This is a genomic window from Synechococcus sp. JA-3-3Ab (assembly GCF_000013205.1).
Classification (GTDB): domain Bacteria; phylum Cyanobacteriota; class Cyanobacteriia; order Thermostichales; family Thermostichaceae; genus Thermostichus.
This window is the reverse complement of the sequence record NC_007775.1, coordinates 579,502-604,631: the sequence shown is the minus strand read 5'-3', so window position 1 is coordinate 604,631 and position 25,130 is coordinate 579,502. Positions and strand designations below refer to the sequence as shown.

General features: G+C 60.1%; 27 protein-coding genes. 14 read left to right on the top strand and 13 right to left on the bottom strand.

Features of this window, described 5'->3' with window-relative positions; all coding sequences use genetic code 11:
• Positions 1-36 precede the first annotated feature (36 nt).
• From CYA_RS02780 to CYA_RS02755, 6 genes are all read right to left on the bottom strand, one after another.
• Positions 37-861 carry a hypothetical protein gene (locus tag CYA_RS02780; protein WP_041438096.1) on the bottom strand — a complete coding sequence of 275 codons (825 nt, stop codon included), beginning with the start codon at positions 859-861 and terminating at the stop codon, positions 37-39.
• A gap of 49 nt (positions 862-910) precedes the next feature.
• Positions 911-2,224 carry a histidinol dehydrogenase gene (gene hisD, locus CYA_RS02775; RefSeq protein ID WP_011429494.1) on the bottom strand — a complete coding sequence of 438 codons (1,314 nt, stop codon included), beginning with the start codon at positions 2,222-2,224 and terminating at the stop codon, positions 911-913.
• 243 nt (positions 2,225-2,467) lie between these two features.
• Positions 2,468-3,256 carry a hypothetical protein gene (locus CYA_RS02770; RefSeq protein ID WP_228375419.1) on the bottom strand — a complete coding sequence of 263 codons (789 nt, stop codon included), beginning with the start codon at positions 3,254-3,256 and terminating at the stop codon, positions 2,468-2,470.
• A gap of 115 nt (positions 3,257-3,371) precedes the next feature.
• Positions 3,372-4,556: an LL-diaminopimelate aminotransferase gene (locus tag CYA_RS02765; protein WP_011429492.1), complete on the bottom strand. Its 1,185-nt coding sequence runs from the start codon at positions 4,554-4,556 to the stop codon at positions 3,372-3,374.
• 34 nt (positions 4,557-4,590) lie between these two features.
• Positions 4,591-5,109, bottom strand: coding sequence for a TolB family protein (locus CYA_RS02760; RefSeq protein WP_041438852.1), 519 nt, complete (start codon positions 5,107-5,109; stop codon positions 4,591-4,593).
• Between the two features lie 119 nt (positions 5,110-5,228).
• On the bottom strand, positions 5,229-5,513 hold the full coding sequence (locus tag CYA_RS02755) for a DUF427 domain-containing protein (RefSeq protein WP_011429490.1): 285 nt from the start codon (positions 5,511-5,513) through the stop codon (positions 5,229-5,231).
• 231 nt (positions 5,514-5,744) lie between these two features.
• Between CYA_RS02755 and CYA_RS02750 the strand changes: the two genes are divergently transcribed.
• Genes CYA_RS02750 through glyQ form a run of 3 tightly spaced genes read left to right on the top strand, consistent with a single transcriptional unit; the run spans position 5,745 to position 9,016 of the window.
• A complete protein-coding gene (locus CYA_RS02750; RefSeq protein ID WP_011429489.1) occupies positions 5,745-7,154 on the top strand; it encodes a DUF697 domain-containing protein in 1,410 nt (469 codons plus the stop codon).
• Positions 7,155-7,213: 59 nt separating this feature from the next.
• The gene (locus CYA_RS02745; RefSeq protein ID WP_011429488.1) at positions 7,214-7,984 is read left to right on the top strand and encodes a proteasome-type protease; all 771 of its coding nucleotides are present in this window, start codon (positions 7,214-7,216) and stop codon (positions 7,982-7,984) included.
• A 45-nt stretch (positions 7,985-8,029) separates the two neighbouring features.
• Complete coding sequence (glyQ, locus tag CYA_RS02740; protein ID WP_011429487.1) at positions 8,030-9,016, top strand: glycine--tRNA ligase subunit alpha; 987 nt, start codon at positions 8,030-8,032, stop codon at positions 9,014-9,016.
• Here the strand turns inward: glyQ and CYA_RS15225 are convergent.
• Entirely contained in the window at positions 9,013-9,195 is a 183-nt protein-coding gene (locus CYA_RS15225) for a hypothetical protein (RefSeq protein ID WP_168175270.1), read from the bottom strand. The two genes, glyQ and CYA_RS15225, sit on opposite strands and share 4 nt — an antisense overlap.
• Positions 9,196-9,214: 19 nt before the next feature.
• Between CYA_RS15225 and CYA_RS02735 the strand changes: the two genes are divergently transcribed.
• The 6 genes from CYA_RS02735 to CYA_RS02710 all read left to right on the top strand — a co-directional run bounded on the left by CYA_RS02735 (position 9,215) and on the right by CYA_RS02710 (position 14,646).
• Complete coding sequence (locus CYA_RS02735) at positions 9,215-9,688, top strand: NYN domain-containing protein (RefSeq protein WP_346426099.1); 474 nt, start codon at positions 9,215-9,217, stop codon at positions 9,686-9,688.
• Positions 9,689-9,954: 266 nt separating this feature from the next.
• A complete protein-coding gene (gene lepA / locus CYA_RS02730; protein ID WP_011429485.1) occupies positions 9,955-11,766 on the top strand; it encodes a translation elongation factor 4 in 1,812 nt (603 codons plus the stop codon).
• Positions 11,759-12,400, top strand: a complete 642-nt coding sequence (gene yqeK, locus CYA_RS02725; RefSeq protein ID WP_011429484.1) for a bis(5'-nucleosyl)-tetraphosphatase (symmetrical) YqeK — start codon at positions 11,759-11,761, stop codon at positions 12,398-12,400. Before lepA ends, yqeK begins: the two co-directional genes overlap by 8 nt.
• A 45-nt stretch (positions 12,401-12,445) precedes the next feature.
• Complete coding sequence (gene rsfS / locus CYA_RS02720; RefSeq protein WP_011429483.1) at positions 12,446-12,784, top strand: ribosome silencing factor; 339 nt, start codon at positions 12,446-12,448, stop codon at positions 12,782-12,784.
• Between the two features lie 580 nt (positions 12,785-13,364).
• The gene (locus CYA_RS02715) at positions 13,365-13,685 is read left to right on the top strand and encodes a hypothetical protein (RefSeq protein WP_011429481.1); all 321 of its coding nucleotides are present in this window, start codon (positions 13,365-13,367) and stop codon (positions 13,683-13,685) included.
• 49 nt (positions 13,686-13,734) lie between these two features.
• Positions 13,735-14,646 carry a histone deacetylase family protein gene (locus CYA_RS02710; protein WP_011429480.1) on the top strand — a complete coding sequence of 304 codons (912 nt, stop codon included), beginning with the start codon at positions 13,735-13,737 and terminating at the stop codon, positions 14,644-14,646.
• Here CYA_RS02710 and CYA_RS02705 read toward each other — a convergent pair.
• The 3 genes from CYA_RS02705 to speD all read right to left on the bottom strand — a co-directional run bounded on the left by CYA_RS02705 (position 14,643) and on the right by speD (position 17,319).
• The gene (locus CYA_RS02705) at positions 14,643-15,794 is read right to left on the bottom strand and encodes an NAD-dependent epimerase/dehydratase family protein (RefSeq protein WP_011429479.1); all 1,152 of its coding nucleotides are present in this window, start codon (positions 15,792-15,794) and stop codon (positions 14,643-14,645) included. The two genes, CYA_RS02710 and CYA_RS02705, sit on opposite strands and share 4 nt — an antisense overlap.
• A 99-nt stretch (positions 15,795-15,893) precedes the next feature.
• Positions 15,894-16,832 (bottom strand): polyamine aminopropyltransferase, encoded by a 939-nt coding sequence (locus tag CYA_RS02700; protein ID WP_011429478.1) that lies wholly within the window; start codon positions 16,830-16,832, stop codon positions 15,894-15,896.
• Between the two features lie 28 nt (positions 16,833-16,860).
• Positions 16,861-17,319 carry an adenosylmethionine decarboxylase gene (speD, locus tag CYA_RS02695; RefSeq protein WP_011429477.1) on the bottom strand — a complete coding sequence of 153 codons (459 nt, stop codon included), beginning with the start codon at positions 17,317-17,319 and terminating at the stop codon, positions 16,861-16,863.
• 481 nt (positions 17,320-17,800) lie between these two features.
• Between speD and CYA_RS02690 the strand changes: the two genes are divergently transcribed.
• Genes CYA_RS02690 through CYA_RS02680 form a run of 3 tightly spaced genes read left to right on the top strand, consistent with a single transcriptional unit; the run spans position 17,801 to position 19,516 of the window.
• Positions 17,801-18,343, top strand: a complete 543-nt coding sequence (locus tag CYA_RS02690; protein WP_011429476.1) for a DUF3110 domain-containing protein — start codon at positions 17,801-17,803, stop codon at positions 18,341-18,343.
• Between the two features lie 41 nt (positions 18,344-18,384).
• Positions 18,385-19,110: a hypothetical protein gene (locus tag CYA_RS02685; RefSeq protein WP_041438088.1), complete on the top strand. Its 726-nt coding sequence runs from the start codon at positions 18,385-18,387 to the stop codon at positions 19,108-19,110.
• Between the two features lie 31 nt (positions 19,111-19,141).
• Entirely contained in the window at positions 19,142-19,516 is a 375-nt protein-coding gene (locus tag CYA_RS02680) for a hypothetical protein (protein WP_011429474.1), read from the top strand.
• Between the two features lie 24 nt (positions 19,517-19,540).
• Here the strand turns inward: CYA_RS02680 and CYA_RS02675 are convergent, their stop codons facing one another.
• The 3 genes from CYA_RS02675 to larE all read right to left on the bottom strand — a co-directional run bounded on the left by CYA_RS02675 (position 19,541) and on the right by larE (position 22,801).
• Positions 19,541-19,822 carry a DUF1830 domain-containing protein gene (locus CYA_RS02675; protein WP_011429473.1) on the bottom strand — a complete coding sequence of 94 codons (282 nt, stop codon included), beginning with the start codon at positions 19,820-19,822 and terminating at the stop codon, positions 19,541-19,543.
• A gap of 280 nt (positions 19,823-20,102) precedes the next feature.
• The gene (locus tag CYA_RS02670; protein ID WP_011429472.1) at positions 20,103-21,929 is read right to left on the bottom strand and encodes a DUF3769 domain-containing protein; all 1,827 of its coding nucleotides are present in this window, start codon (positions 21,927-21,929) and stop codon (positions 20,103-20,105) included.
• Positions 21,930-21,976: 47 nt separating this feature from the next.
• A complete protein-coding gene (gene larE, locus CYA_RS02665; RefSeq protein ID WP_011429471.1) occupies positions 21,977-22,801 on the bottom strand; it encodes an ATP-dependent sacrificial sulfur transferase LarE in 825 nt (274 codons plus the stop codon).
• A gap of 288 nt (positions 22,802-23,089) precedes the next feature.
• Here larE and ebsA point away from each other — a divergent pair, with 288 nt between their 5' ends.
• Entirely contained in the window at positions 23,090-23,461 is a 372-nt protein-coding gene (gene ebsA, locus CYA_RS02660) for a type IV pilus biogenesis protein EbsA (RefSeq protein ID WP_011429470.1), read from the top strand.
• Entirely contained in the window at positions 23,451-25,118 is a 1,668-nt protein-coding gene (gene cimA / locus CYA_RS02655) for a citramalate synthase (protein WP_011429469.1), read from the top strand. Before ebsA ends, cimA begins: the two co-directional genes overlap by 11 nt.
• Positions 25,119-25,130: the final 12 nt, after the last annotated feature.

Here is a 25,130-nt window from a genome sequence, read left to right as displayed (position 1 = left end):
AAAGATCGGCGGCAGCTCCAAAACCCTGGGGAGGAACTACCTGATGTTTAGCCCAAAGTTGTTGGCATGACAAATGGGTACCGACCCTGCGAGGGTAGCGCTGGTCCAGCCCTTTTGCGGGAGAGGAGGCTCGGAGGTTGGCAGCGGTGCCGTCCCTCGCAACAGCAAGTCTTGACCAGGGCCAACGCTCACCAGCCGCGGCACCTCCTCCAGGCTATCGGCCACGGCAAACAGCACCCGCCCTCGCGCCTGGGGATCCCAGTCCAGCAGCTCGGCATACCCCAGGGCCGGCGGTGGCTCCCAAACCTGTACCGGTGGGATCCTGTTCGAGTCGGCGGGCAAGGGCCAGATCACCGCCCGATCCCAGCTCAAGTCGGTCTGGAACCAGCCTGCGTACTCCCGCGCCAGCAGGGTGTTGTCCTGCCAGGCCAGAGGCAGGATCATGGCAAAATCCAATGGCTCAACGGGGTCGTACACAGACGCCGCAGCTTGATAGATCACTTGCAAGGCTTGGGTACGAGTGTTCTTGGCAAACAACACACTGGTCAACCGACTGGTCTGAGGCGTGGCAACCAAATCCAGACGAGTGTACACCTGCCACTGGGGATCCGGGGCCGGCAGGGGCCGGCTGCGCAACAGGCCCACCAGCGTACACTGCCGTTGCCGCGCCTGCTCCTGCAAGTCGTATACCCACTCCCACGGGATGGGCAAGGCAGGAGAAGAGATTGCTTCGGGGGCAGCCGACATTATGTCTTTTATGTCCTTCGGCCAGGCGGCGCTCCCCTCCGCCCAGACGATCCAAACCGCCACAAGGGCTCCCCCCAGTTGCCCCAGCCAGTTTTGCCTGAGCCGGCTCCCCATCTGCTCCACCTTCCGTCTTCACTGCGGTTCAAGCCCTGTCTAGGCTAGGTTAGTGCTCCTCCGCCAGCCGTACCTGTACCGACTGGCCATGGGCGGGCAGCCCCTCGGCTTGCGCCAGAGCTTGGATCGCGCCGGCCACCTCCTGCAGGGCTGCCGAGCCGTACTGGATTAGGCTGGAGTGCTTCAGGAAGGTCTCCACTCCCAGCGCTGAGGCGTAGCGGGCCGCCCCCGCTGTGGGCAAGGTGTGGTTGGGGCCGGCCAGGTAGTCTCCCACCGCTTCTGGGGTGTAGTGTCCCAGGAAGATCGCCCCCGCGTGGCGAATGGGATCCAGCAGAGCCCAGGGATCCGCCACCTGCAGCTCCAGGTGTTCCGGCGCAAACTGGTTGGACAAGTTGACCGCTGTGGCCAGATCCGGCACCACCGCGATCAGGCCGTAGTTGGCCACCGCCTTCTCCACCAGCAGACGGTTGGGGTGGGCTTCCATCTGGGTGGTTACAGCCTGCTGCACCTGTTGGGCCAGCTTGGGATCGGGGGTCAGGAGGATCGCGGCTGCTAAGGGATCGTGCTCCGCTTGGGCCAGCAGATCGGCAGCCACGTAGAGGGGATTGGCGCTCTCGTCGGCGATGATCAACACCTCGGAAGGCCCCGCCAGCGAGTCGATCCCCACCGTGCCGTAGACCAGCTTCTTGGCCAGCGTCACATAGATGTTGCCGGGGCCGGTGATCACGTCCACCTTGGGGATGGTCTCGGTGCCATAGGCCAAGGCCCCAATAGCCTGGGCCCCGCCGACGCGATAGATGGTGTGGATGCCCACTTCTTGGGCGGCCACCAAAATAGCCGGGCTGATCCCCTTGCCCCCCAGCCCGTCGGATCCCGGCGGGGTCACCATGACAATCTCGGGCACCCCCGCCACCTTGGCCGGAATGGCGTTCATCAACACCGTGCTGGGATAGGCGGCCCGCCCTCCTGGAATGTAGAGGCCAGCGCGATCCACCGGGCGGTACTGCTTGCCCAAGACGATCTCGGGGCCGGGAAAGCTCACCCAACTGCTGGGCACCCGCTGCCGGTGAAAGGCTTCGATGCGCTGTTTGGCCAAGCGCAGGGCCGATAGCAGTTGCGGAGATACCGCCTGGTAGGCTGCCTCCAGCTCAGCCCCCGACACCTTTAGCTCGGCTACGCTCAGCTCCACCTGGTCGAACTCCGCCGTGTAGGCCAGGAGAGCGCGATCCCCCTGGCGGCGTACCGCTTGTAGGATCTCCCGCACGGTTGCCTCGCGGTGCAAGTTCTGGTCAGCCTGAGTGCGCTCCGAGATCCGTCTAAGCTCGGCTTCAGCCTCAGCTAGCTGGGTGACGATTCTCAGCATGGCAACTCCTTCGCTTAGCGTGCCGTAAGCAGATGGTAGCGAGGGATCCGGTGGCATCGCGGTAGCAAAGCAGATCCTCGCTGCACCGGTTCGCAGTGACCAGAGGAGCTACCCTCGGTCAGGGATCCCGTCTGCACCTAGCGTGATCCACGGTGGCTATGGTCATAGCTTAGCCTGGATTTTCCGCGGCCAAGAGCCGCCCAGCCTTTGCGGGGCGGGGGTGTTGTGGCCTTAGGGAGCATGTCAAAAGCGCAATTCCGCCGATTTGATTAAATTGCGAAAATCGTGGATCACCTCTTCGCAGCGGCGGAAAAAAGCCAGCACCCAGTCCCGCAGCACCTTTTGTTGAGATTCGTCCAGCTCCTTGAGGGTGCCCTTGTAGTGGATTTGTCCGCTGCGCTCGATCTCGAACTGATGGAGCCACTCGGCTGAGGATCCCTGGCGTTCCACCACTTCCTGCCGCGTCGCCTTCCAATAGTTGACGATCACCGCCTTGCCCAAATAGCCGCTTGTGATCTGGCAAAGACGATTGAGAGATTGCACGAAGACATCCATCTCCATGCGGCTGCCTGTCGCTGCCGGCTGGGTCGCCTCCTCCCTTGGTGTGGGCTTGCCTTCTGCTAGGGTGGAGCTGGGTTGGGTAAGGTTCCGACCCGTCTCCGCCTGGCTGGTCAACAGGCGCAAGGTGGCCAGGCCCTTCGGCGTATCCCGTTGCAGCTCGGCTCGCAGGCGGTTCACGGCCAAGGTGTAAACCGGCATCACCAGCTCGTCATTCACCGCCACCAGCAGCGCCCATTCCGGCCCAAGGGGGTAAACGAAAACCCGCTGCTCGGCAAACTGAAAGTCAAAATAGTCAAGTCCTGGGGGCATGGTCTGCAAAACTTGAAACAGCCCTTCGGTAAGGGCTTGCTGCTGTCGGCTATCCAAATCCTGAAAAGAGCGGTAGAAGAAAGGGCGACCTGCCCGACTCAAGAGCGCCACCCCCATCACCCCACGGATGGACAAAAAACTGTCGAGCGTTTCCTTCTCCATGCCCACTCAACTTGGATAACACTCTTACTCTTATCCTGACTTAGATTGCCCGAGGGTGGGCGAGCACAACCAACCGAGAGCTGGATGCTCGATGTTTGGGATTGATGTTTGGGATTTAGGAAATGCACCGGGACAAAAACGCCTCGATCCGTCCCACCGCCTCCTCCAGACGGGATCCCTCTGCCACCAAAGCAAAGCGGACATAGCCTTCCCCACTGGGGCCAAAGCCAGAGCCTGGAGACAGGGCAACCCCTGTGGCTCTCACCAAGTCCAAACAAAACTGGGCAGAAGAGCCGCGATAAAACTCCGGCAAAGGCGCCCACAGGTACATGGTGGCCTCCGGCAAAGGCACAGGCCAGCCGATGCGGTGCAGAGCCGCCACAGCTATATCCCGTCGCTCGCGGTACACTTGCCGCCAGTGATCCAAAAAGCTGTCGGGAGCTGCCAAGGCCGCCGCCGCCCCCCGCAGGATGCCCTGGTAGGGGTGGAAGTCGATGGTGGACTTCACCAGGCGCAAAGCTCGGATCAGCTCGCGGCTGCCGATGGCATAGGCCACCCGGAACCCCCCCATGTGGTAAGACTTGGAGAGGGAAAAGAACTCGATGGTGCGGGTCTTGCCGGGATCCGCCAGCAGCGCCGAGGGAGCCACCTGGCCGTCGAAACGCCAGTCCACATAGGGAAAGTCATGGGCCAGGAAGATATCGTGCTGCTGACAAAATTGCAGCGTCTCCTGCCAAAACTCTGGGGTGACGGTGGCGGTGGTGGGGTTGTGGGGATAGCTCAGCACCAACAGCCGCGCCCGACGGCAGATCTCCGCCGGGATCTCATCCCACTGGGGCAGGAAGCGGTTTTCCGCCCGCAGGGGCAGATAGTAGGGGATCCCGCCCGCCAGATGGATCCCGCCCCCATGGGAGGGGTAGCCCGGGTCGGTGATCAAAGCAACATCCCCGGGATTGAGCAGGGCCAGCGGTAGGAGAGCCGTTCCCTGCTGGGATCCGATCAGCGGCAGCACCTCAGTTTCTGGGTCGATCTCCAGGCCGAACTTCCTGAGATACCATTGGGCGCAGGCGGCGCGAAACTCGGCCGTATCGTGGAACAGGGTGTAGCCATAGGTGGAGGGATCTGCCAGGGCCCTCTGAATGGCTGCCAGCGCTTCCGGGGGCGGGGGCAGGTCTGAGGAGCCCAAAGAAAGGTCGATGACATCCAAGCCCGACCGGCGCGCCTCCCACTTGGCCTGGTCTAGCTGGTCAAAGACATTGGAGTGCAGCGGCTCCAGTCGTTGGGCGAAGGCAGCGAGCATGCGACAAGTCCAGGTTGGCTATTCCTGAATCCCCTTAGGGATTGCTGCCGGCATTAGAAGAGCTGGGGGCAGAGGGCCGTGTGGCCGCTGCCGGGCCACGGTCGAAGATCTCGATGTTCCACTGGCCGCGACCGTTGCTCTCAAAGGCGATAAAGCGGCCATCGCCGCTGATGGTGGGGTTGCGCACATCTCCCGGTACCCGGCTGCTGATATTCTCAACGCGGCGGGTTTGGCGGTCGTAGAGAAAAATCTCCGATTTGCCCAGCGCATTGGACACGTAAACGATGTAGCGGCCGTCGGCGCTAATGTCGGGCGAGGTGGCGGCCACGTCGCTGGAATTCAGGCCGGGCAAGTCCACCAGCCGCTGTTCCACCGTGTCGTAGAGAAAAATATCCTGGCTGCCGCCGCGGGCGGAGGAAAACACCAGGTAGCGACCATCCCCGCTGAAGGAAGGCTCCCCATCGGGGAAGATACTGTTGAGGCCGCTGCCGGCCAGCGTGGGGCGCGGCGTGCGAAACCCTGCCGGGCCACAACCGAGCAACAGGAGGCTCAAGCCGGCCCAACACCACCTGCTTGCCCAGCGGGTTGGGCTGCGTGGAATCTGGCCATCGGTCAGCATCGCATTGCCCCTCCAATTCTTCTCCATCATACTCAGTTGGCAACTCGGCTCGGCTAGAGTTCTACCTCGACGCCCTTCCAGAAGGCCACGTAGCCGCGGATGTTGGCTGCAGCCGGCTTGGGATCCGGGTAGTACCAGGCGGCGTCTTTGTTCTCCTGGCCGTTGACCACCAGGGTGTAGTAGCTGGCTTGTCCTTTCCAGGGGCAGGTGGTGTGGGTGGAGCTGGGCTGGAAGTATTCCCAGCGCAGGGATTCCGGCGGAAAATAGATGTTGCCTTCCACGGTTTCGTAGCGGTCTGTCTCCGCCACCACTACCCCATTCCAGATAGCCCTGGGCATGGAAAACCTCCTCTTGCCAAGTTTTGGATATCGGATTTTTGAGTTGCGGATCCCGGCGGCTGAGGCCGCCTTGCTTTGAGCTTAACTCTTCCCTTCCTCTTATGATCGTCTTGTATTGTCCCTTGTATTGTCCGATGAGAAGCTCTCTGTCTGGTGGGGAAGCCTGCCGATCCCGAGAGCAAAGTGGAGTCTTTTAAGGGCTGCTTCCTACCGCTATTGAGCGCTACGGCTATGGCTCGCCGCAACACCCTACAAGATGACCTCAACTACCAACAAGCCAAGCGCAGCCTGCGCCAGTGGGTGGCCCAACTGGATCTGCGCCCCCAAGAGGTCGCGGGCTTAGAAGGGGAGTTGGAGAGCTTGCAAGCGCTCTTGGACAAGCTGGAAACCGAGGTCATCCACATCGCCGCCTTTGGTCTGGTGGGGCGAGGCAAGTCTTCCCTGCTCAATGCCCTGCTGGGCGAGCCAGTCTTTGAGACGGGGCCCACCCATGGCATCACCCGTACCCAGCAAGCGGCAACTTGGAACATCAGCTGGGAAACCCGCCCCCAGTCCTCCTTCTCTGGCACATCCCTGCAGGGATCCCGCCTCCCCCCTTCCTCGGTGCAGTCGGTACAGGTCGCCCATTGGCAGGGATCCCGTCTGGAGCTGATCGACACTCCCGGCCTGGATGAAGTAGACGGCGAAGAGCGGGCGCGGCTGGCCCGAGAAGTGGCGCAGCGGGCGGATTTGATCCTGTTTGTCGTCTGCGGGGATCTGACGCGGGTGGAGTTTGAGGCTCTGGCCACCCTGCGGGAGGCGGGCAAGCCTATGCTGCTGGTGTTCAACAAGATCGACCAGTACCCAGAGGCAGATCGCCAGGCCATCTACGACAAGATCCGCAACGAACGGGTGCGGCAGCTCCTTTCTCCCAACGAGATCGTCATGGTGGCGGCCTCCCCTCGCGTGCCCCGCCTGGTGCAAAGGCCGGATGGGAGCTTTGCTGCCCAGATGGAAGTGGGATCCCCGCAGGTGGATGAGCTGCGCCTGAAAATCCTGGAAGTCCTGCATCGGGAGGGGCGCTCCCTGCTGGCCTTGAATGCCCTCCTGTTTGCCGATCGCGTCAACCAACAGGTCATCGAGCGCAAGCTGCAAAGCCGCGCCCAGCAAGCCCAAGACCTCATCGCCTCAGCCGCCCGCACCAAAGCGCTGGCGGTTGCCCTCAACCCCGTTACCCTGCTCGATACCTTGGGAGGGCTGGCCCTGGATATTGCCTTGATCCTGCGCCTGTCCCGCCTCTATGGCTGGCCCATGAGCAGCGCGGGAGCCGCACAACTGCTGCAGAAGATCGTCCTCAGCATGCTCAGCCTGGGCGCCGGCGAGTGGGTGGCGCTGTTGGGCCTGGGATCCCTGAAAACCTTGCTGGGAGGATTCTCTCTGGGGGCCTACGGTTCCGTGGCCCTGACGCAGGCGGTGTTGGCCGGGTTTTCCTGCTATGCCATCGGCGAGTCCGCCCGCCACTACCTGGCCCAGGGAGCCAGTTGGGGGCCAGAGGGCCCCAAAGCCGCCATAGCCCAGATTTTGGCCGATTTGGACGAAGCCTCGATCACCGCCCGCCTGCGGGAGGAAATCCGCCACAAAATCGGATTTGCTTTCCCCTGAACCTCTACAATCGCCTCTACAATCCCTCTACAATCAGAGAGCCGAGCCGCATCGTTCGCATGACCTACTGCCTTGGCATCATCACCCGCTTTGGCTTGGTGATGGCGGCAGATTCCCGCACCCACGCCGGGGTGGACTACGTCTCCACCTACCAAAAGCTGTTCGATTTTTCCGTGCCCGAAGAGCGGGTGATCTTGATCTGCACCTCCGGCAACCTGTCCATCACCCAGGGCGTTTTGACCGAAGTGCAGCGGGATCTGCGCCAACCGGAAAGTTCCAATCTCCACACCTTCCCCCATCTCTACGACGTGGCCCGCTACCTGGGATCCAAAATTCGGTACATCCAGGAGCAAGACCGACCCTGGCTGGAAAAGGACGGTATCGACGCCCAGTGCAGCCTGTTGCTGGGGGGACAGATCCGAGGCGAAGAGCCGGCCCTCTTTTTGATCTACAGCCAGGGCAACTGCATCCAGGCCACCCCGGAAACCCCTTTTTTGCAGATGGGGGAAACCAAATACGGCAAACCCATCCTGGATCGCATCCTCTCCTACGAAACCTCGCTAGCAGATGCGGCCAAATGCGCTCTCCTCTCCATTGACTCCACCATGAAATCCAACATCTCCGTCGGCCCCCCCATCGATTTGGTGATGGTGCAAGCGGATCAGTTCAAGGTCACCCACCGTCTGCGCCTGCGCACCAGGGATCCCTACCTGGCCAAGATGCGCAAACTGTGGGAGAGCGCCCTCAAACAAGCCTTCGACCAAATGCCGCCCATCGAGTGGAACCACTCAGACCCAGCGGATGCCGATCAAGAAGAGCTGATCGACTGAGGGGGGGAGATTGGTAGGATAAGGTATCCCTGCTCAGCCCTTGGTATGTCAGCCCACACCTTTCAGGACTTGATCTTTCGCCTGCAGCAGTTTTGGGGGGAGCAAGGCTGCCTCATCCTGCAACCCTACGACCTGGAAAAAGGCGCCGGCACCATGAGCCCCCACACGTTTTTGCGCGCCTTAGGGCCGGATCCCTGGCGAGTGGCCTATGTCGAACCCTGTCGCCGCCCCACCGATGGGCGCTACGGCCAAAACCCCAACCGTCTGCAGCACTACTTTCAGTACCAGGTTCTGATCAAGCCCTCCCCCGACGACATCCAGGAGGTGTACCTGGAGAGCCTGCGGGCCCTGGGCATTGACCCGGCAGAACACGACATTCGCTTTGTGGAAGATGACTGGGAATCTCCCACCTTGGGGGCTTGGGGTGTGGGCTGGGAAGTGTGGCTAGATGGCATGGAAATAACCCAATTCACCTACTTCCAGCAAGTGGGCGGGCTGGATTGTCGCCCCGTTTCTGTGGAGATTACCTACGGCCTAGAGCGCCTGGCCATGTACCTACAGGGGGTGGACTCGGTTTTCGACCTCTGCTGGGGTGAGCACCCTTCCCTAGGCCGGATTACCTATGGGCAAATCTATTTCCAAAACGAGGTGGAGCAGTCCTACTACAACTTCGAGTATTCGGATCCCGAGATGCTGCTGGAGCTGTTCCGCCTCTACGAAGCTGAAGCCAAGCGCCTGATCGAAACCACACAGCAGAAGCTGCAAAAACAGGTGCTTCCCGATCGGCTGGCGGTGTCGCTGCTCCTGCCCGCCTACGACTATGTGCTCAAGTGCTCCCACACCTTCAACCTGCTCGATGCCCGCGGCGTCATTGCCGTAGCCGAGCGCACCCTCTACATTGGGCGCATCCGCAACCTGGCCCGACAATTGGCAGAGCTGTACGTTAGCCAAGCCGACCGCCCTGGATCCAGCTATGCCCTGCGGCAGCCGGAACCCACCCTGATCTCCAAAGGCGCCTGGGCTAATGGCTAGGGAAAAAGATCCCTGTTTTCGCTATGATGGGTGATTGGTATCAGCAGGCGCTGGCCTGCCGTGGCCACCCTTACCTTAGGATAATCGACACTCTCGTTTTCACCCTCTTTTCCTGACCAGTCCACCTTTATTCCGAGAAAAATCTTTATGTTTCGCCATCCCGTCACGCGGGTTTCCATCTTTATCGATGGGAACAATATGTTTTATGCTCAACAAAAAAATGGCTGGTTTTTCGACCCGCGCCGAGTCTTGGATTATTTTGTCAGGTCACAGCCCAACGTCGAGCTAGTCAACGCATTTTGGTACACCGGCATCAAGGATCCCAACGATCAAAGGGCCTTTCGAGATGCTCTGATCAGCTTGGGTTTTACGGTGCGCACCAAGATCCTTAAAGAGTATCGAGACGAAGACTCTGGCCGCTACTCCCAGAAGGCCAACCTGGATATCGAGATCGTCATCGATATGTTCAACACGGTTGGGCAATACGACAGGATCATCTTGTTTAGCGGCGATGGCGATTTTGAGCGGGCCGTTGAGCTGTTGCGCTCCAAAAACACTTTGATTACAGTCGTCTCCACTGAAGGAATGATCGCCCGCGAGCTGCGCAATGCCACCGATCGCTACATCGACCTCAACGACATTCGCCCCTACATCGAGAAGCTGGATAAGTAGGGCTGATCCCTCTACTCTCGAGCTGGCCCCACAGCTCCCCGGCGGAGTTGTCACAACCCACCTGAGGTCCTTCGGGTTTCTCCGCCTTGAGAGAAAGTCTGCTTGGTAAAATTGCTGCCACGCAAGCGACCCATCTGTTACACCGGCCATCGTCGGCGTTGCCGGGAAAAGCTGTCCCAGCCACTTTAACTTCTGGGCAACCTTGGCCCAGGCAGAGGGCCAAAGAGGCTAGCATTGTAAAAAATCTTTGCCCCAACCAGGTTTTTATGACCGACGTTCCCGTCTCCCGCATTCGCAACTTTTCCATCATCGCCCACATCGACCACGGTAAATCCACCCTGGCCGACCGGCTGCTGGAGGCGACCGGCACCGTTTCAGCCCGCGAGATGAAGCCGCAACTGTTGGACAACATGGAACTGGAACGGGAGCGGGGCATCACCATCAAGCTGCAGGCGGCCCGCATGAACTACCGCGCCCAAGACGGCCAAGACTATGTCCTCAACCTCATCGATACGCCGGGGCATGTGGACTTTACCTACGAAGTCTCCCGCTCCCTGGCCGCCTGCGAAGGGGCGCTGCTGGTGGTGGATGCCTCTCAAGGTGTGGAGGCGCAGACCCTGGCCAACGTCTATCTGGCCCTGGAGAACAACCTGGAGATCATCCCGGTCATTAACAAAATCGACCTGCCGGGGGCGGAGCCGGAGCGGGTGATCGCCGAGATCGAGCAGGTCATCGGCCTCGATTGCAGCGGAGCGATCTTGGCCTCTGCCAAAATGGGCATCGGCATCCCAGAGATCCTAGAGGCCATTGTGCAGCGGGTGCCCCCGCCGCGGGATACAGTGGCGGATCCCTTGCGGGCCCTAATTTTCGATAGCTACTACGACTCCTACCGCGGCGTGATTGTCTATGTGCGCATCATGGATGGGGAGGTGAAGACGGGAGATAAGATCTGCTTCATGGCCTCCGGTCGGGAATACGAAATTACCGAGCTGGGGGTGATGCGCCCTCATCAAGAGTCCGTTGCGTCTCTCCATGCTGGGGAAGTGGGCTACATTGCCGCCGCCATTAAAAGTGTCGAGCACGCCCGTGTCGGGGATACCATCACACTTGTCCATCGCAAGGCCTCTGAGCCTCTGCCCGGCTACAAAGAAGCCAAGCCGATGGTCTTCTGCGGCCTCTTCCCCAGCAACTCCGATCAATACGCCGAACTCAAAGAAGCTCTGGAAAAACTGAAGCTCAACGATGCCGCCCTCTACTTTGAGCCGGAAGTTTCCCCTGCGATGGGCTTTGGCTTCCGCTGTGGTTTCTTGGGCCTGCTGCACATGGAGGTGGTGCAGGAACGCCTGGAGCGGGAATACAACCTGGATTTGGTGATCACCGCTCCGACGGTGGTGTATCAGGTTACCCTCAACGATGGCTCTGTGATTCGGGTAGACAATCCCAGCAAGCTGCCTCCCCCCAACGAGCGCACCAGCATTGAGGAGCCGATTGTGAGGGTAGAGGTGATTCTTCCTGAGGAATTTGTCGGTACCGTGATGGAGCTGTGCGAGACCAAACGCGGCACCTTTAAGGACATGAAATACCTGGCGCAGGGTCGAACTACGCTCGTGTATGAGCTACCGCTGGCAGAAGTGGTCACCGACTTTTTCGATCAACTGAAATCTCGCACCCGCGGCTACGCCAGTATGGATTACCAAATGGTGGGTTACCGCGCCGACGACCTGGTGCGCTTGGACATCCTCATCAACGGCGACGTGGTGGATTCTCTGTCCACCATTGTGCATCGGGACAAAGCCTTTTATGTGGGCCGGTCTTTGGTAGCCAAGCTGCGCGAGCTGATCCCACGCCACCAGTTTGAGGTGCCCATTCAAGCAGCAATTGGCTCTCGGGTGATAGCCCGCGAAACTATTCCTGCCCTGCGCAAAAATGTCCTGGCCAAGTGCTATGGGGGGGATGTGACCCGCAAGCGCAAGCTGTTGGAAAAACAAAAGGAGGGGAAAAAGCGCATGAAGGCGGTGGGAACCGTCGAGGTGCCCCAAGAGGCGTTTATGGCGGTGCTGAAGTTGCAAAATGACTAGCCCGGTCTTACGGCGGGAAGAGGTGTTGGCCTGGCTCCAGGAGCAGGTGCCCCCCCCTCGCCTTCGCCACATCTTGGGGGTAGAGGCGATGGCCCGGCAACTGGCAGCTCACTATGGGCTGGATGAGCAAAAAGCTGCTTGGGCAGGGCTGATGCACGACTTGGCCAAGTCCTTCCCCCCGGAGCAACTGCTGCAGAGCGTCGCTCAGGAGCGGGAGTTGGACGAGATCGAGCGGGCCGAGCCCCACCTTCTCCATGCCGAGGTGGGATCCCTGCTGGCACGGGAGCGATTTCAGGTGCAGGATGCGGAGATCTTGGCAGCCATCGCCAACCACACCCTGGGACGGCCCGGCATGGATCCGCTCAGTTGTGTGGTTTTTGTAGCCGATGCTCTGGAACCCAACCGCGGCAACAGTCCGGAGCTAGAACATCTGCGACGACTAGCTTTTGTAGATTTATCTAAAGCTGTGGTGGGGGTTTGCGATCTCAGCCTGAGATTTCTGCTAAACCGGTATCAGGTGATCCATCCACGCACACTCATGACTCGGAATCATTTTCTGCTGCATCCTTTGGGTAAAAAAGGTTCGGAGGAGATTGTGTCTCCAGTCAATTCAGTCGTTTCAGGAGGGTTTTAGTTGCTACAGTCCATGCCTGTCCGTGCCAGGGATCCCATCTATCGCATGGCGTTGAGCGCAGCTCGCGCAGCAGAAGAAAAAAAAGGCGGCGACATTGTCCTGCTGGATGTATCCCAAATTTCCACGTTGGCGGATTACTTCCTTTTGATCAGTGGCTACTCGCTTACGCAAGTACGGGCCATTGCCCGAGCAATCGAGGAAAAGGTTTGGGAGGAGTGGCAACAGAGTCCGCGCCGCATCGAAGGTCAAGAGTCAGGCTCTTGGATACTGATCGACTATGCCGATCTCATCGTCCATGTGTTCATGCAGGAGGAAAGAGACTATTACGACCTGGAATCTTTCTGGATCCAGGCTCAGCGAGTCGATTTGCCAATAGCAGGCTAGACATAGTTTTAGATCCTTAGATCTTGGCAGCTTTTCAGAGCTTGTAGCCAGGCGAAGAGTTGCTCCGCTTAGCTCTTCAAGTGGGTGTCTTTGCCAAACGAAAGTGTTAGCCGATCGTCAAGAAATGTGTAAACTTCTTAATAGTCCCATAACTTCCTACATAGTTACGTGTTAGCGTATTGGAGGAGGAGTAGCTGGGTAAGATCTTCTTCCCTCTTGCGGTTGAGTTTCTATAGTCTTTGTTAAATGGCCTACCCTGTCCTTCTCAAAAAGCCGATAATTTTTCGTTGGTACCGGATACCAGCGAAGAGATTTTCCGGCTGCTGATTGTTGGCTGCTTTCAGCGGCAGAGGGGAGGGCAAACGGGGCAAATAGAGGGGGCTAAGGATTGGCCGCAGGGGAGATCTTAGCAGACAAATCCACAACCTCTTCCCGCTGGTGGACTGGATCTGCCGCCGGCTCAGCTATCCGGCCTGTAGGCAAGAGTCCGAGGCAAAGAGCGGCGAAGGAGGAAAGGAGAAAGTTGCACTTTTTGTTTAATGCCTGTTTTAAGAGCGACGGGGATTTTTAGGAGGGACAAATGGAAAAGATGTTGGTTAATATCGTTGAGTACCTGGCTTTGGGAGAACTGGAAAATGTCCTCTGTACTGAGCACCCCCATCAGCAGGTTTTCCACGATGCCAGGGAGCGGGAAGCGCTGATGCAGCAGATCTTAAACCGGGTTCCTGCTGTTTATATGTGGCTGGCTGCCGATGAGTGTCCCAGCCGCGATCAGCTCAACCCTTCTGAGCTGGAATTGCTCCGCTCGGTAGTGCGGGAGGTGGTCAATCAAAAGCTGCAACAAGCTTCTTTTGGCGTTGATCCCTATGCGGGATCCATGTCGGAAGCCTTCTACGGGTAGAGGGAAGATGGGCTTAGGCTAGACTGCAAGAACGCTACCTTGCCCTGGTATGTTGCCCGTTTACTATTCTGAGACTTTTCTCCGCCACGACGCCGGGCCGTTTCACCCCGAGCGTCCGGCTCGCCTGCAGGCCATTGTCAAGGCGCTGCGCGGTGCCTCTTTCGCCGAGCATCTGGAATGGCGGGATCCCCCCTTGGCCGATCTTGCACAACTGGAGCGGGTACACCCGCGCTGGCACATTCAACGGGTGGCCGAGTTGGCTGAGGCAGGAGGGGGTCGCCTCGATGCCGATACCGCCGTTTCCCCAGCGAGCTTTGAGGCGGCGCGGCAGGCAGTTGGAGCCTGGATTGCTGCTTCGGCCTCGGCTTTGGCCGCGGCTCAGCCTGCTTTGGTGCTGTGTCGCCCGCCGGGGCATCACGCGGAGCCGGAACGGGCAATGGGGTTTTGTCTCTTCAGTAACGCCGCCATTGCCGCCCTCTGGGCCCTGGATCAGCCGGGGGTGAGGCGGGTAGCCATTTTCGATTGGGATGTGCACCACGGCAACGGCACGCAGGCGGTGGTGGAGCGTCACCCCCAACTGGCCTATGCCTCTATCCATCAGTTTCCCCTCTACCCTGGCACGGGCTTGGCCGAGGAAACCGGGATCCACGGCAACCTCTGCAACGTGCCTCTGCCTGCCAGGTCAGACTGGTCGGTCTACAAAAAAGCTCTCGATGAGAAGGTCTTGCCGTTTTTGCGGGCCTTCCAACCGGATTTGCTGCTGGTGAGCGCCGGCTTTGACTGTGCCAAAGGGGATCCCTTGGCCAGTATGCTGCTGGAGCCGGAAGACTTTGGCCGCATGGCCCACCTCTGCCTGGAGGAGGTGACCCGCAAGACCGTCTTCGGGTTAGAAGGGGGCTATGACCTGGAGAATCTGGCCCGCGGCTGGCTGAGCCTGGCCCAAGCTTGCCTGGAGAGCTAGCCCTTCCACTTCACCTTGGGCAGGATCTGCCGCACATCCACGCGGTCTTTGTACTTGAGGGCGAAGTTGAGCAGCGAGTCCAAAAGCGAGTCAGATAGGTAGTGGGGTTGTAGGCCCAGGTCTAGGAGCTTGGTATTTTTGGCGTTGTAGTAGTGCTCCTCCAGCTCGACACGGGGGTTTTCCAAGTAGTTGATTTCCACCTTCAGGCCCATGGCGGCTCCGGCCTTTTGCACCATCAGCGCCAGTTGCTCCACGCTAAATTGCTCGGTGAACTGGTTCATCACCCGGAACTGACCTGGCTCAGGAGGATTGGCGATGGCCAGCTCCACACAGCGCACCGTATCGCGGATATCCAGGAAGCCACGGGTTTGGCCCCCCTTGCCGTACACCGTCAGGGGGTGGCCCACTGCGGCTTGAACGCAAAAGCGGTTCAGGGCCGTGCCGAACACGCCATCGTAGTCGAGGCGGTTGATCAGCACCTCATCCATGCCGGTTTCTTCTGTTAACACGCCGTACACCACCCCTTGATTGAGGTCGGTAGCCCGCAGGCCCCAGACGCGGCAGGCGAAGTGGATGTTGTGGCTGTCGTGCACCTTGGAGAGGTGATACATGGAACCCGGCTGTTTGGGATAGGGCAGGGTATCCTTGCGGCCGTTGTGCTCGATGGTGATGTACCCCTCCTCGATGTCGATGTTGGGGGTGCCATACTCGCCCATGGTGCCCAGCTTCACCAGGTGGCAGTCGGGAAACTCCTCCTTGATGGCGTAGAGGATGTTCAGGGTGCCCACCACGTTGTTGACCTGGGTCATCACCGCATGTTCGCGGCTAATCATCGAGTAGGGAGCAGAGCGCTGCTCGCCAAAGTGGACGATGGCCTCCGGCTCAAAGCGACGCATGCAAGAAATGAGGGCCTCGTAGTTGGTGACGTCGCAAACGAAAATGGGAATATCCTTGCCGGTCAGCCCCTTCCAGCGATCCACCCGCTGCTCGAGCTGGGCAATGGGCGTCAGGGTAGAAACCCCTAGCTGCAGATCCCAGAGGCGGCGCACGTAGGAATCGAGAATGGCCACCTCATAGCCCCTGTTGGACAGGTGTAGGGCCGTTGCCCAGCCGCAGTATCCGTCACCACCAATAACCAGGACTTTCATCGGGGAAGCAAAATTCGGCTGCTCACGAATCTACCAAGTTATGGCACCGAAGACAAATACCCTGGGATCCCACTTTTAATCGCGGATTGGGCCGCCAGATTACTCGACCTGAGGAGGGTTGGCCAGGGTGTAGACGGTGGTCTCAGCAGCAATGGCACGGCGCAGGTGGGCGGGAACCTGGTAGAGTCCCAGGAGGGTGATGCCATCGATGAAGCGCAGCGCTCCGCGGTCGGGATCCAGGTGTTGGGCCAGGATCTGGTCGACCTGTTCGGGCTCCGGCCTGGAAGAGATGGGATCCTGGGCTGCCAGGGCAAACCCCAGCGGCCCGCCGTAGGTGGGGGCGTAGATAGCGTAGGGCTGCACAGCAGCAAACACCGTTTTCAAGGTGTGAACGATGCGAGTGTGCTGCCACAACTCCACTGGACCCGTCGGCCCAGCTTGGATGACAAAAGCCCCAGCGGTCTGCAACTTGGAGCGAACCTGGCGGAAAAACTCCTGGGTAAAGAGGCGGTAGGCCGGGCCGGCCTCAACGGGATCCGACAGATCGGAAAGGATCGCGTCCCAGATCGGCTCCGTCTGGCCAAGAAAGTCCAAGGCGTCGGCGATCACCACCTCTGCCCGCGGATCCGCAAAGGATCCTTGGTGCATTTCCGGCAGATGCTCTCGACAGGCTTCCACCACCTCCCCGTCGATATCCACCATCACCACTTGCTCCACCGAGCGCCAGCGCAGCACCTCCCGCAGCGTCGCCCCTTCCGCACCACCCAATATCAACACTCGCCGCGGGATCCCACCCGCCTGGACGACCTGCACCAGGGCCGGATGAACCAGAGCCTCGTGGTACAGGAATTCGTCCGCCGTGGTGGACTGCCAGTGGCCATCCAGCATCAGGCCCTTGCCATAGGCTCCCGTCTCGGCGATCAGCATCTCCTGAAAACGGGTTTTTCGGTAGGCCAGAATGCGCGTGATGGCACGGGCAGTGTAGTCCCAGGGGGTGAAGTACTCCTGCGCCCAGAAGAAGCTCTTTGGGGTGTTCATAGGACACCTGACAAAAAGTGGCGGGATCTCAGCGCCTTCGTCCGGCCGTTTCACAGCTTAGCGCTTTGGGAAAATCCGCCATCTCTTCAATGGGTGCCGCATCCGTGGTTCGGCGAGGTAGCTTGCGCAGCGAATACCGCCGCGCTTGAAACACCTGGATCAAGTATTCACAGGCTGCTTCGGGCCGCGTGTGGCGACCACAGGTGAACACATCCACCGCTGCATAGCCCGCTTCGGGCCAAGTGTGAATGGAGATATGGGATTCTCCCAAAAGGGCCAGAGCCGTGATCCCCTGTGGCTCAAACGGATGGCAAAGCTCGCCCAAGAGGGTGGAGTTGGAGCGTCTTGCTGCCTCCCGCAAGGCCTGTTGCACCAGGGAAACATCATCCAGAAGTTTGGCCGGGCAGTCGTAAAGCTCTAGGATGCAGTGGATCCCGATCAGAGCCAGAGACCTATCCCCTAATTGGCCAGATAGTGTGTGCAGCATACTATCCCCTAATTGGCCAGATAGACTACCGAAGCCGTGCGAACAAAAAGCACAGCTTTACCATCTTCTCATAGATGCAGCGGGATTACACCCCGCAACGGCTTTTTTCTTAACTGAGAATTAACCTTGACGTTGTCCGCAGCCCTGCCGGCTTGCTCCCACGCAGGGGGAGAGCGGCGATTCTTTCACAACTTGCAGTAGCTGCTGGCAGGCAACCCCCACTTGCTGTGCCACACCATCCTTTGCTGCTCTGCCCGATTTGCCTATCCAGTTGGCCAAGCCCGATATCTGCCCACCCCGCTGGCGGCATCTCGAACGTGGTGCAAGGGGAATTGCTCAGCAGTTCGGCTTCCTACCCAACGACCGGCTGACAGCGCCAAGGAGCGGGGATCCCTGGAAGAGTCCCCCTCTCAAAGCTCCCAGAGCGGTTAGTCTAGACTGTGGACAGTGACGTTCCTCTCAATCCGAGCAGAGGCTGTCGATGGACACCGCCGAGGCCCTCCAAGTTCTCAACCTGCCGCCGGATGCCAGCGAACGGGAGATCCGGAGGAAGTGGTTTCGAGAATATCAAACCCTCAGTGCCGCCCTCTTGGAGCTGGAGGACGAACGGCAAAGGCCCTTGCTGGAGGCGCAACTGGCACGGCTCAACGAGGCGCGGGATGTGTTGCTCGGCGGCGGATCCCAGGCTGAGAAGGAGTTGGCTTGGGCTAGCCCGGAAGACTTGCCTTCCCAGGTCATCGTGCTGCTTTACCAAGCCAATGGCCAAGAGGGGATCTGCACACGCCAGATCGGGGGGCAGGACATTGTCATTGCGTTTGAGAGCGCCTTTGGGGCGAAAAAATATGCCCAAAGGCTGGCCCAGCAGGGGCTGCCCAAGCCGCTGGCCGAGCGCTTTGATACTCAGGAGATCGTCGATTTTTGTCGCGAAGGGGGCTATGGGTTGATGGTGGTTCCAGCCAGCGAGGTGCTGGAGCCGCTGGAGGAGAGTACGGAAGCCGCGCGGAATTGGCAGGGCAAATCCTAACGGCCTGGACTTCAACCCAGATTGCGTTGCGAGGGTCTTCGATGATCACTGCCGAACCAATCTCTCTAGAGGAGTTTCGCCAGATCATGGATGCGGATCTGGAGGCTTGCTGTGAAGCATTTGGCCTGAGGGAAGGGTACCTGCGTCTGCAACAACAACAACTGCGCTTCTGGGTTATGCTGGCCCTCTGCCTGTTGGTGGTTGCCCTGGTGATCTTTTTGGGGATGCGGGATCCCGGCTATTGGCTACTGTATACAGTGGCCGTCGTGTTGCTGGCGGTGGTTTTGCTGGGGCTCCTCTGGGCCAGCTTGGAGCTGCAGCAGAGCCTGCGCCGCATTCGCCAGCGCTGGCAGGAGGCCCACCTCCTAAATAGCCCTCCCAAGATCATGGAGTTTGCCAGCGATCTCGCCCGCAAGGTAAAAGAGTACAACCGCTGGGTGCAAGAGCTCCAACAATCGCTGGAGGGGGGCCAGTATTGGCGAGATTTTCGCCAACTGAGCGAGGCCGAGCAGCGGTATATCCAGTCGCTCTTTTTGCAGGTGCGGGCCCAGTTGATCACGGCTTTGCAGATGTGCAGAGCCTTGATCGAAGACCCACGGGTTCCCGTAGAGCAGTACTTTAACCAGATGGTTGCCCGGGATCAGCAACTGCTGGAGCAATTTATCGCCAAAAACTTGACTGCCAACCGCTACGCAGCCATAGCTCGCGAGCTATCTGCCCTGGAAGCAGATCTGCAAACCCAGCTCAGAGCCCTGGGATCCCGGTGATAGTCTGGTGTCGATGCTCGGCAGCTTGTTCATGAGAAGCAGAGGCACCGCAACGCTGTACATCCTGCTGGGGCTGGGCCTGCTGGGGTGCGGGGATCCCAATGTGCCGCTGACCCAACCTCCCCCCGATGCTTTTCGGGTCAGCACCCCCCGTCCGCCGCGCTTGGATCTGTACCCCACCCCACCACCAACGCCCACCCCTACTCCCACACCGCCCCCCAGCCTGCTGGAGCTCACGGCCCGTTGGCTGGGGATCCCGTGGCCGCCGCAACGGCGCGAGATCAGCCCGGTGCGGTTGAGCGCCCGTTTCCTTGAGATCCCACTGCCGCCCAAGCCTCGCCCCTCACCCCAACCTTCCCCTAGCCCGGAAAGAGAGGAGAGAAAGGAGCAAGGTCGCGAGACCTAGTCCACACCGCTGGCCTCGGGGCATCTAGGCGCCCACCGTCACCGGCTCCGTCTCTCGCACGCGCAGCTTTTCGCAAGGGATGATATCCGTCAGGATGGAGCTGGCCATCATGCCCGTGTGGATCTCCAGTTTGGCTCCCAGCACTGCCTCAAACAGCAGCCGCTGCCCTGGGAAGACCACCCGCTCAAAGTACCAGTTCTCGATATTTGTGATGCGAACCACCTGAACGGAGCTGGTCGCGTTGATGTAGCTACAGGTTATTCGCTCTACTCGTTTTTTGTCGGGGATCGCATCAAGTGTTTGCATAATTAGATCACCAGCCCACTCTGCTCAGCCTACTATCTACCCTAACACCGCCTGGGGATCGCTGCAGTAGCCTTTGATACGGCGATCCCAACCAGCAAAAATGAATCCTGGAAAAGTAATTTCTGTATTTTATCTTACCGTTTTGATTTTTCAGAATGGCCCTTCAAATCAGGAGGGATTTGGATTGAAATTTCTCCCTGCGGCGAGGCAATTTCTCACAGAGAATCTCCGCAGAGCAGTAGTTAAGATTACATTTTGAGTCCCCTTGGGAGTTTGGGGATCACGGCTCGTGGAGGCTCGCTCCGGTCGTCGGCTTCGGCGAGGACTGGCGGGGATCCCAGTTCAGGCCCTCCACCCGCAGCTCCAGCGCCCCCGACTGACGCACCGGATTGTATTGCAAGCTAAATCCATAGGTGCGGCGGTCGTAACCCAGGCGATAGGTGGTATCCACCTGCTGGCCGGATTGGAGATCCAGTGTGGTTTCGGCCCCCACCCGCAGCGGGCCGTACAGTTGCTGTAAAAAGCCCAGAACAAGCTGCTCCCGCGTGGTGATGCGGTCGAACAAAAACGGCGAGGCCCCCGCCAAAAAGCCATTGGAGTAGGTCACCCTCAGGTTGGTGTAGTCGAAGGTATCGGCCACGAAAGCCCCGATTACCGCGTCGAGGCCAATGCTGCCGGCAGTATAGCTTTGGGCACGGCCATTGGAGTAGAACGACTGGCTGCTGCTGAGGCCGGTGTTGAGCCAGATTCCCTGTTCGATGGGCAAAGCGGAAAAGCGGGGTGGGGGATCTGCTGCCGTCTTGGGGGGCCGCCAAATGGGAAAGGAGCGGCTCACGGTTGCCCCCAGTTGCAGTCGGGTGAGCTGGATGCGGTCGGTGGTCTTGGCCAGGGCTAGATCGGGATCGGTGTCGATGTCGCCGAGTTGTCCTAGGGCGTCGATGGAGTCGGCGGCTATGCGGTAGCTGAAATTCAAGCCGGTGTCGCCGAGAAGGAGGGTGGGCGAGTTGTAGCTGACACCGAAGCGATTTTCCACGATCTGAAACCCCAGCCGCCCGCTGAAAAAACGCTCCCGATAAGCATAGGTGTAGGTGACTTGGCCGCCGTCGCCGGTGGTAACGCGGTGTTCGACCTGCGCCCGCAAGCGCCGAGCAAATTCCTCGAAGACGATCCCGCGCAGCTCGGCAAACAGCGAGGTTTGGGCATTGGCTTCCGGTTGCCGCCAACGAAAATCCGTCCGCAGCCCAACCCCATCGCGGATCCCTTGGAGGCTCCCCCAGAGGCGCTGCGGATACAGTTGGGGGGAGAGCACCAAGCTGAGGTTGGGATCCTGCAGCAGCTCGATGTTGGCTTGCAGGATCAGGCCGCGCCGCAGTTCTTCCCGGTCGAAGTCATCGTAAAAAAGGCTGACCGGAGGCTGACGGTTGAAGGAGTCAAGACGCAGCCGAATGGGCAGGGGCAAAAAAAAGACCTGGTCGAAAACCAGTTGCCCCGCCTCGGCCATCAGCAGGCTGGAACCATCCGGCTGCAGGGCGGAGGTCACTCGCGGGCTGCGGATCTCCAGCTCTGGCGGATCTAGCGGGTCGTTGGTCAACTGCACTTGCTCTCCTTCCCAGTTGTTGGCAGCGAAGCGGATGCGAACGGCGCGAAAGCGCACCAGCCGCTGCGGCGAGAGGGCCGCTGCCGGGGATCCGGCGGCCTGCAACTGGCCGATATCCACCTGCCCGAAGGCCTCTTCCAAAACTCCCTGCTCCCGCTCAAAGTCGTATTCCAGGCGGGATCCCTGGATGCGCTGCCGATGCAGCTCCACCGAGACATTGCCCTCGGCCACGGCTCGCCGCTGTTGCAGCTCGATGCGCAGGCGGTCTGCCCGCAGCACAGAGCGGCCCAGCCGCATCTCCACATTTCCTTCCGCCTGGAAAACCTGCGCCCGTTGGTCGAAGGTTTGGCGGTCGGAGCGCAGCCGTAACGTGCGATCCGCAAGGGTATCGGGGGCACTCGTATCCCCAGGCTGAGCGGCTGCCACCTGGTCTTTCTGGGCTGAGGCAGGAGCAGCCGTTGCCAGGCCAAACACCCCCAAGCAAAGCCAGAGCCACCAAAACCCTTTCATACTCCCCCAAACCTGCGCAAAACTTCAGCCCAAGCCCCCGGGCTGGCTCAGCCCGTTGTCGGCGGGGGCGGGTTGAGGGCGCGGTTGAGCTTGCCGCTGCGGTAGCCCTCCAAATCGAGACTGACGTAGAGGTAGCCGAAGGATTGCAGAGCCCTGACCAGCGCTTCCAGATCGGTTTTTTGCACAAACTCTCGGATCTGGTGAGGGGGCAGTTCGATGCGAGCAGTATCTTTCTCGGAGCGCACCCGCACCTGGTGCCAGCCCAAGCTGCGCAAATAGCGCTCTGCCGCCCCCACTCGGCGCAGCTTCTCGGCAGTGATGGCCTCGCCATAGGGAAAGCGGGAGCTGAGGCAGGGCTGAGCCGGCTTATCCCACCAGGGCAGGCCCAGATGGCGAGACAGTTGCCGCACCTCCAGCTTGCTCATCCCCACCTCCGCCAGGGGGGAACGCACGCCCCGCTCTCGAGCTGCCTGCACTCCCGGCCGGTAGTCGGCCAGATCGTCGGCGTTGAGGCCATCCACCACGTAGTCGTATCCTTGGGCTTGCGCCAGCCGGCACAGCAGGTCATGCAAGTGGCTTTTGCAGAAGTAGCAGCGGTTAGCGGGGTTGGCGGCGTAGCGGGGATCCTGCAGCTCCTGGGTCTCGACGATCTGGTGGCGGATGCCGATGGATTGGGCTTGCCAGATGGCCTCCTCCAGATCTTCGGGCAAAAGGGCAGGGGAGGCGGCAGTGACGGCCAGGGCCCCCTCCCCCAACTGATCCCAGGCCAGCTTGGCCACCAGGCTGCTATCCACCCCGCCTGAGTAGGCCACCAAGACCCGCCCCATCTTGGCCAAGATCTGGGCAAGCTGCTCAAACTTTTGCTGCAGCACGGGATCCCACTCCGTCGCCAGAGCTGGGGCGGGGGAAGCGATGTTCCTGTCTTGGTTGGTGTCCATGGGTCCAGGACATGCCGAAGAGGGAGTCGCTTGGGGGGATCCCCTCTTTACTTCTCCTATTCTTCCGCAGAGCTTCTCGACTTTCCAACGCTTTTCTCCCAAAGTAAGGTGCCGGATCCTCCTAGAGCCCCTAACCCTTAGACCAGCAAGTCGTCGAGGCGGTAGGCTGGATTGCAGTTGGGGTTGTTGCCGTCCTTAACCGTTTTCTTCCCTTGACACGCCATGGCTCTGCAGCTCGAACCCGCCGGCCCGTCGGAAGTGTCCGTCTATCAGCCCTATTACGCGGTTGCCCGCCGGCAGTACCTGCCCCTGGCCGTGGGCCTTTACAAAAAAGGCAGCCTGGAAGGACAGAGGGCCATCGAGGGAGACAAGCCCGTGCGTTTCCTGGCCAGTTGGCACACGTCGCTGTTGCCCGCAGATCTGACCGTGGTGCAGGTGGTCTTCGATCAGGATGCCGAGCTCACTTACCAGCTCTCCATCGTCAACTACGAGTTTGTGGACTACCTCATCGACCTGGTAGCGCTGGTGCAGCGGGGGCAGCCGCCGGATTTCACCACCGCCTTTTACAAAAAGTTGATGCGGTATGAAGACTGAAGCAGATTCTCCGGTCGCCATCACCCTCTACGACACCACGCTGCGGGATGGGGCGCAGCGGGAGGGGCTGTCGCTGTCGGTGCCAGATAAGGTGCAGATTGCCAAGCTGCTGGATCGGCTGGGGATCCCCTTTATTGAGGGGGGCTGGCCGGGGGCCAATCCCAAAGATGGACAATTTTTCTGGCAACTGCGGGAAGAGCCGCTGGAGCAGGCGGAGCTGGTGGCCTTTTGCTCCACCCGCAAGCCGGGGCGGCGGGCAGCCGATGACCCCCTGCTGCAGGCCATCTTGGCGGCGGGAACCCGCTACGTGACGGTTTTTGGCAAGTCTTGGGATCTGCATGTTACGGAGGGGCTGGGCACCACGCTGCAGGAAAACCTGGCCATGATCCGCGACACCATCGCCTATTTGCGCTCCCAAGGGCGGCGGGTGATCTACGATGCCGAGCACTGGTTCGACGCCTACCGCCACAACCCCGACTACGCCCTGCAAACCCTCGTGGCGGCTGCCGAGGCAGGGGCGGAGTGGCTGGTTCTCTGCGATACCAACGGCGGATCCCTGCCCCACGAGATCGCCGCCATCACGGCAGCCGTCTTGGCCGAATCCCATCACCTGGGGCATTTGCCCTTGGGGATCCACACCCACAACGACTCTGGCACTGCTGTGGCCAATGCCCTGGCGGCAGTACAGTCGGGGGCGCGCATGGTGCAGGGCACCATCAACGGCTACGGGGAGCGCTGTGGCAATGCCGACCTGTGCAGCGTTATCCCCAACTTACAACTCAAGCTAGGCTACCGCTGTCTGCCCGAGGGAAAGCTGCAACACCTAACAGAGATCTCCCGCGCCATCAGTGAGGTGGTCAACCTGGCCCCGGACGACCATGCTCCTTTCGTGGGCCGATCCGCCTTTGCCCACAAGGGTGGGATCCATGTCAGCGCTGTTCAGAAAAACCCTCTTACCTACGAGCACATTGCTCCGGAGCAGGTGGGCAACTGCCGGCGCATCGTCGTTTCGGATCAGGCGGGGTTGAGCAATATCCTCAGCAAGGTGGCCGAGTTCGGGATCCGGCTGGACAAGTCGGATCCCCAGGCCCGCTTGATCCTAGAGCGGCTGAAGACCTTGGAGCTGCAGGGCTACCAGTTTGAGGCCGCTGAGGCCAGCTTTGAGCTCTTGGTGCGGGAGCTGTTGGGGCAGCGCTCGCATCCGTTTGAGGTGCTCAGCTTCCATGTCAGCGCCACCACCCGCTCCGACTGGAGCAGCAAAGACTGGGATCCCAGCGGCGAGGCAACGGAGGTGCAGTCCTTGGCGGCGGTGAAGATTGCGGTGCGGGGGCAGACGCGGGTGACGGCAGCGGAAGGCAATGGGCCGGTGGCGGCTTTGGATGGGGCGCTGCGCAAAGCCTTGCTGGAGTTTTACCCGCAACTGGAGGCCATTCACCTGGCCGACTACAAGGTGCGCATCTTGGACGGGCGGGCCGGCACCTCGGCCAAGACGCGGGTGCTGGTGGAGTTTAGCGACGGCCACCGCCGTTGGACCACGGTGGGAGTTTCCACCAACATCATCGAAGCCTCCTGCCGGGCCTTGGTGGAAGGCTTTGAGTATAGTCTCTTAACAGAACCTTGCCTTTCCCCACCCTCTACCCAAAGGGCCTCGCCTTGAAGGGGATCTCCC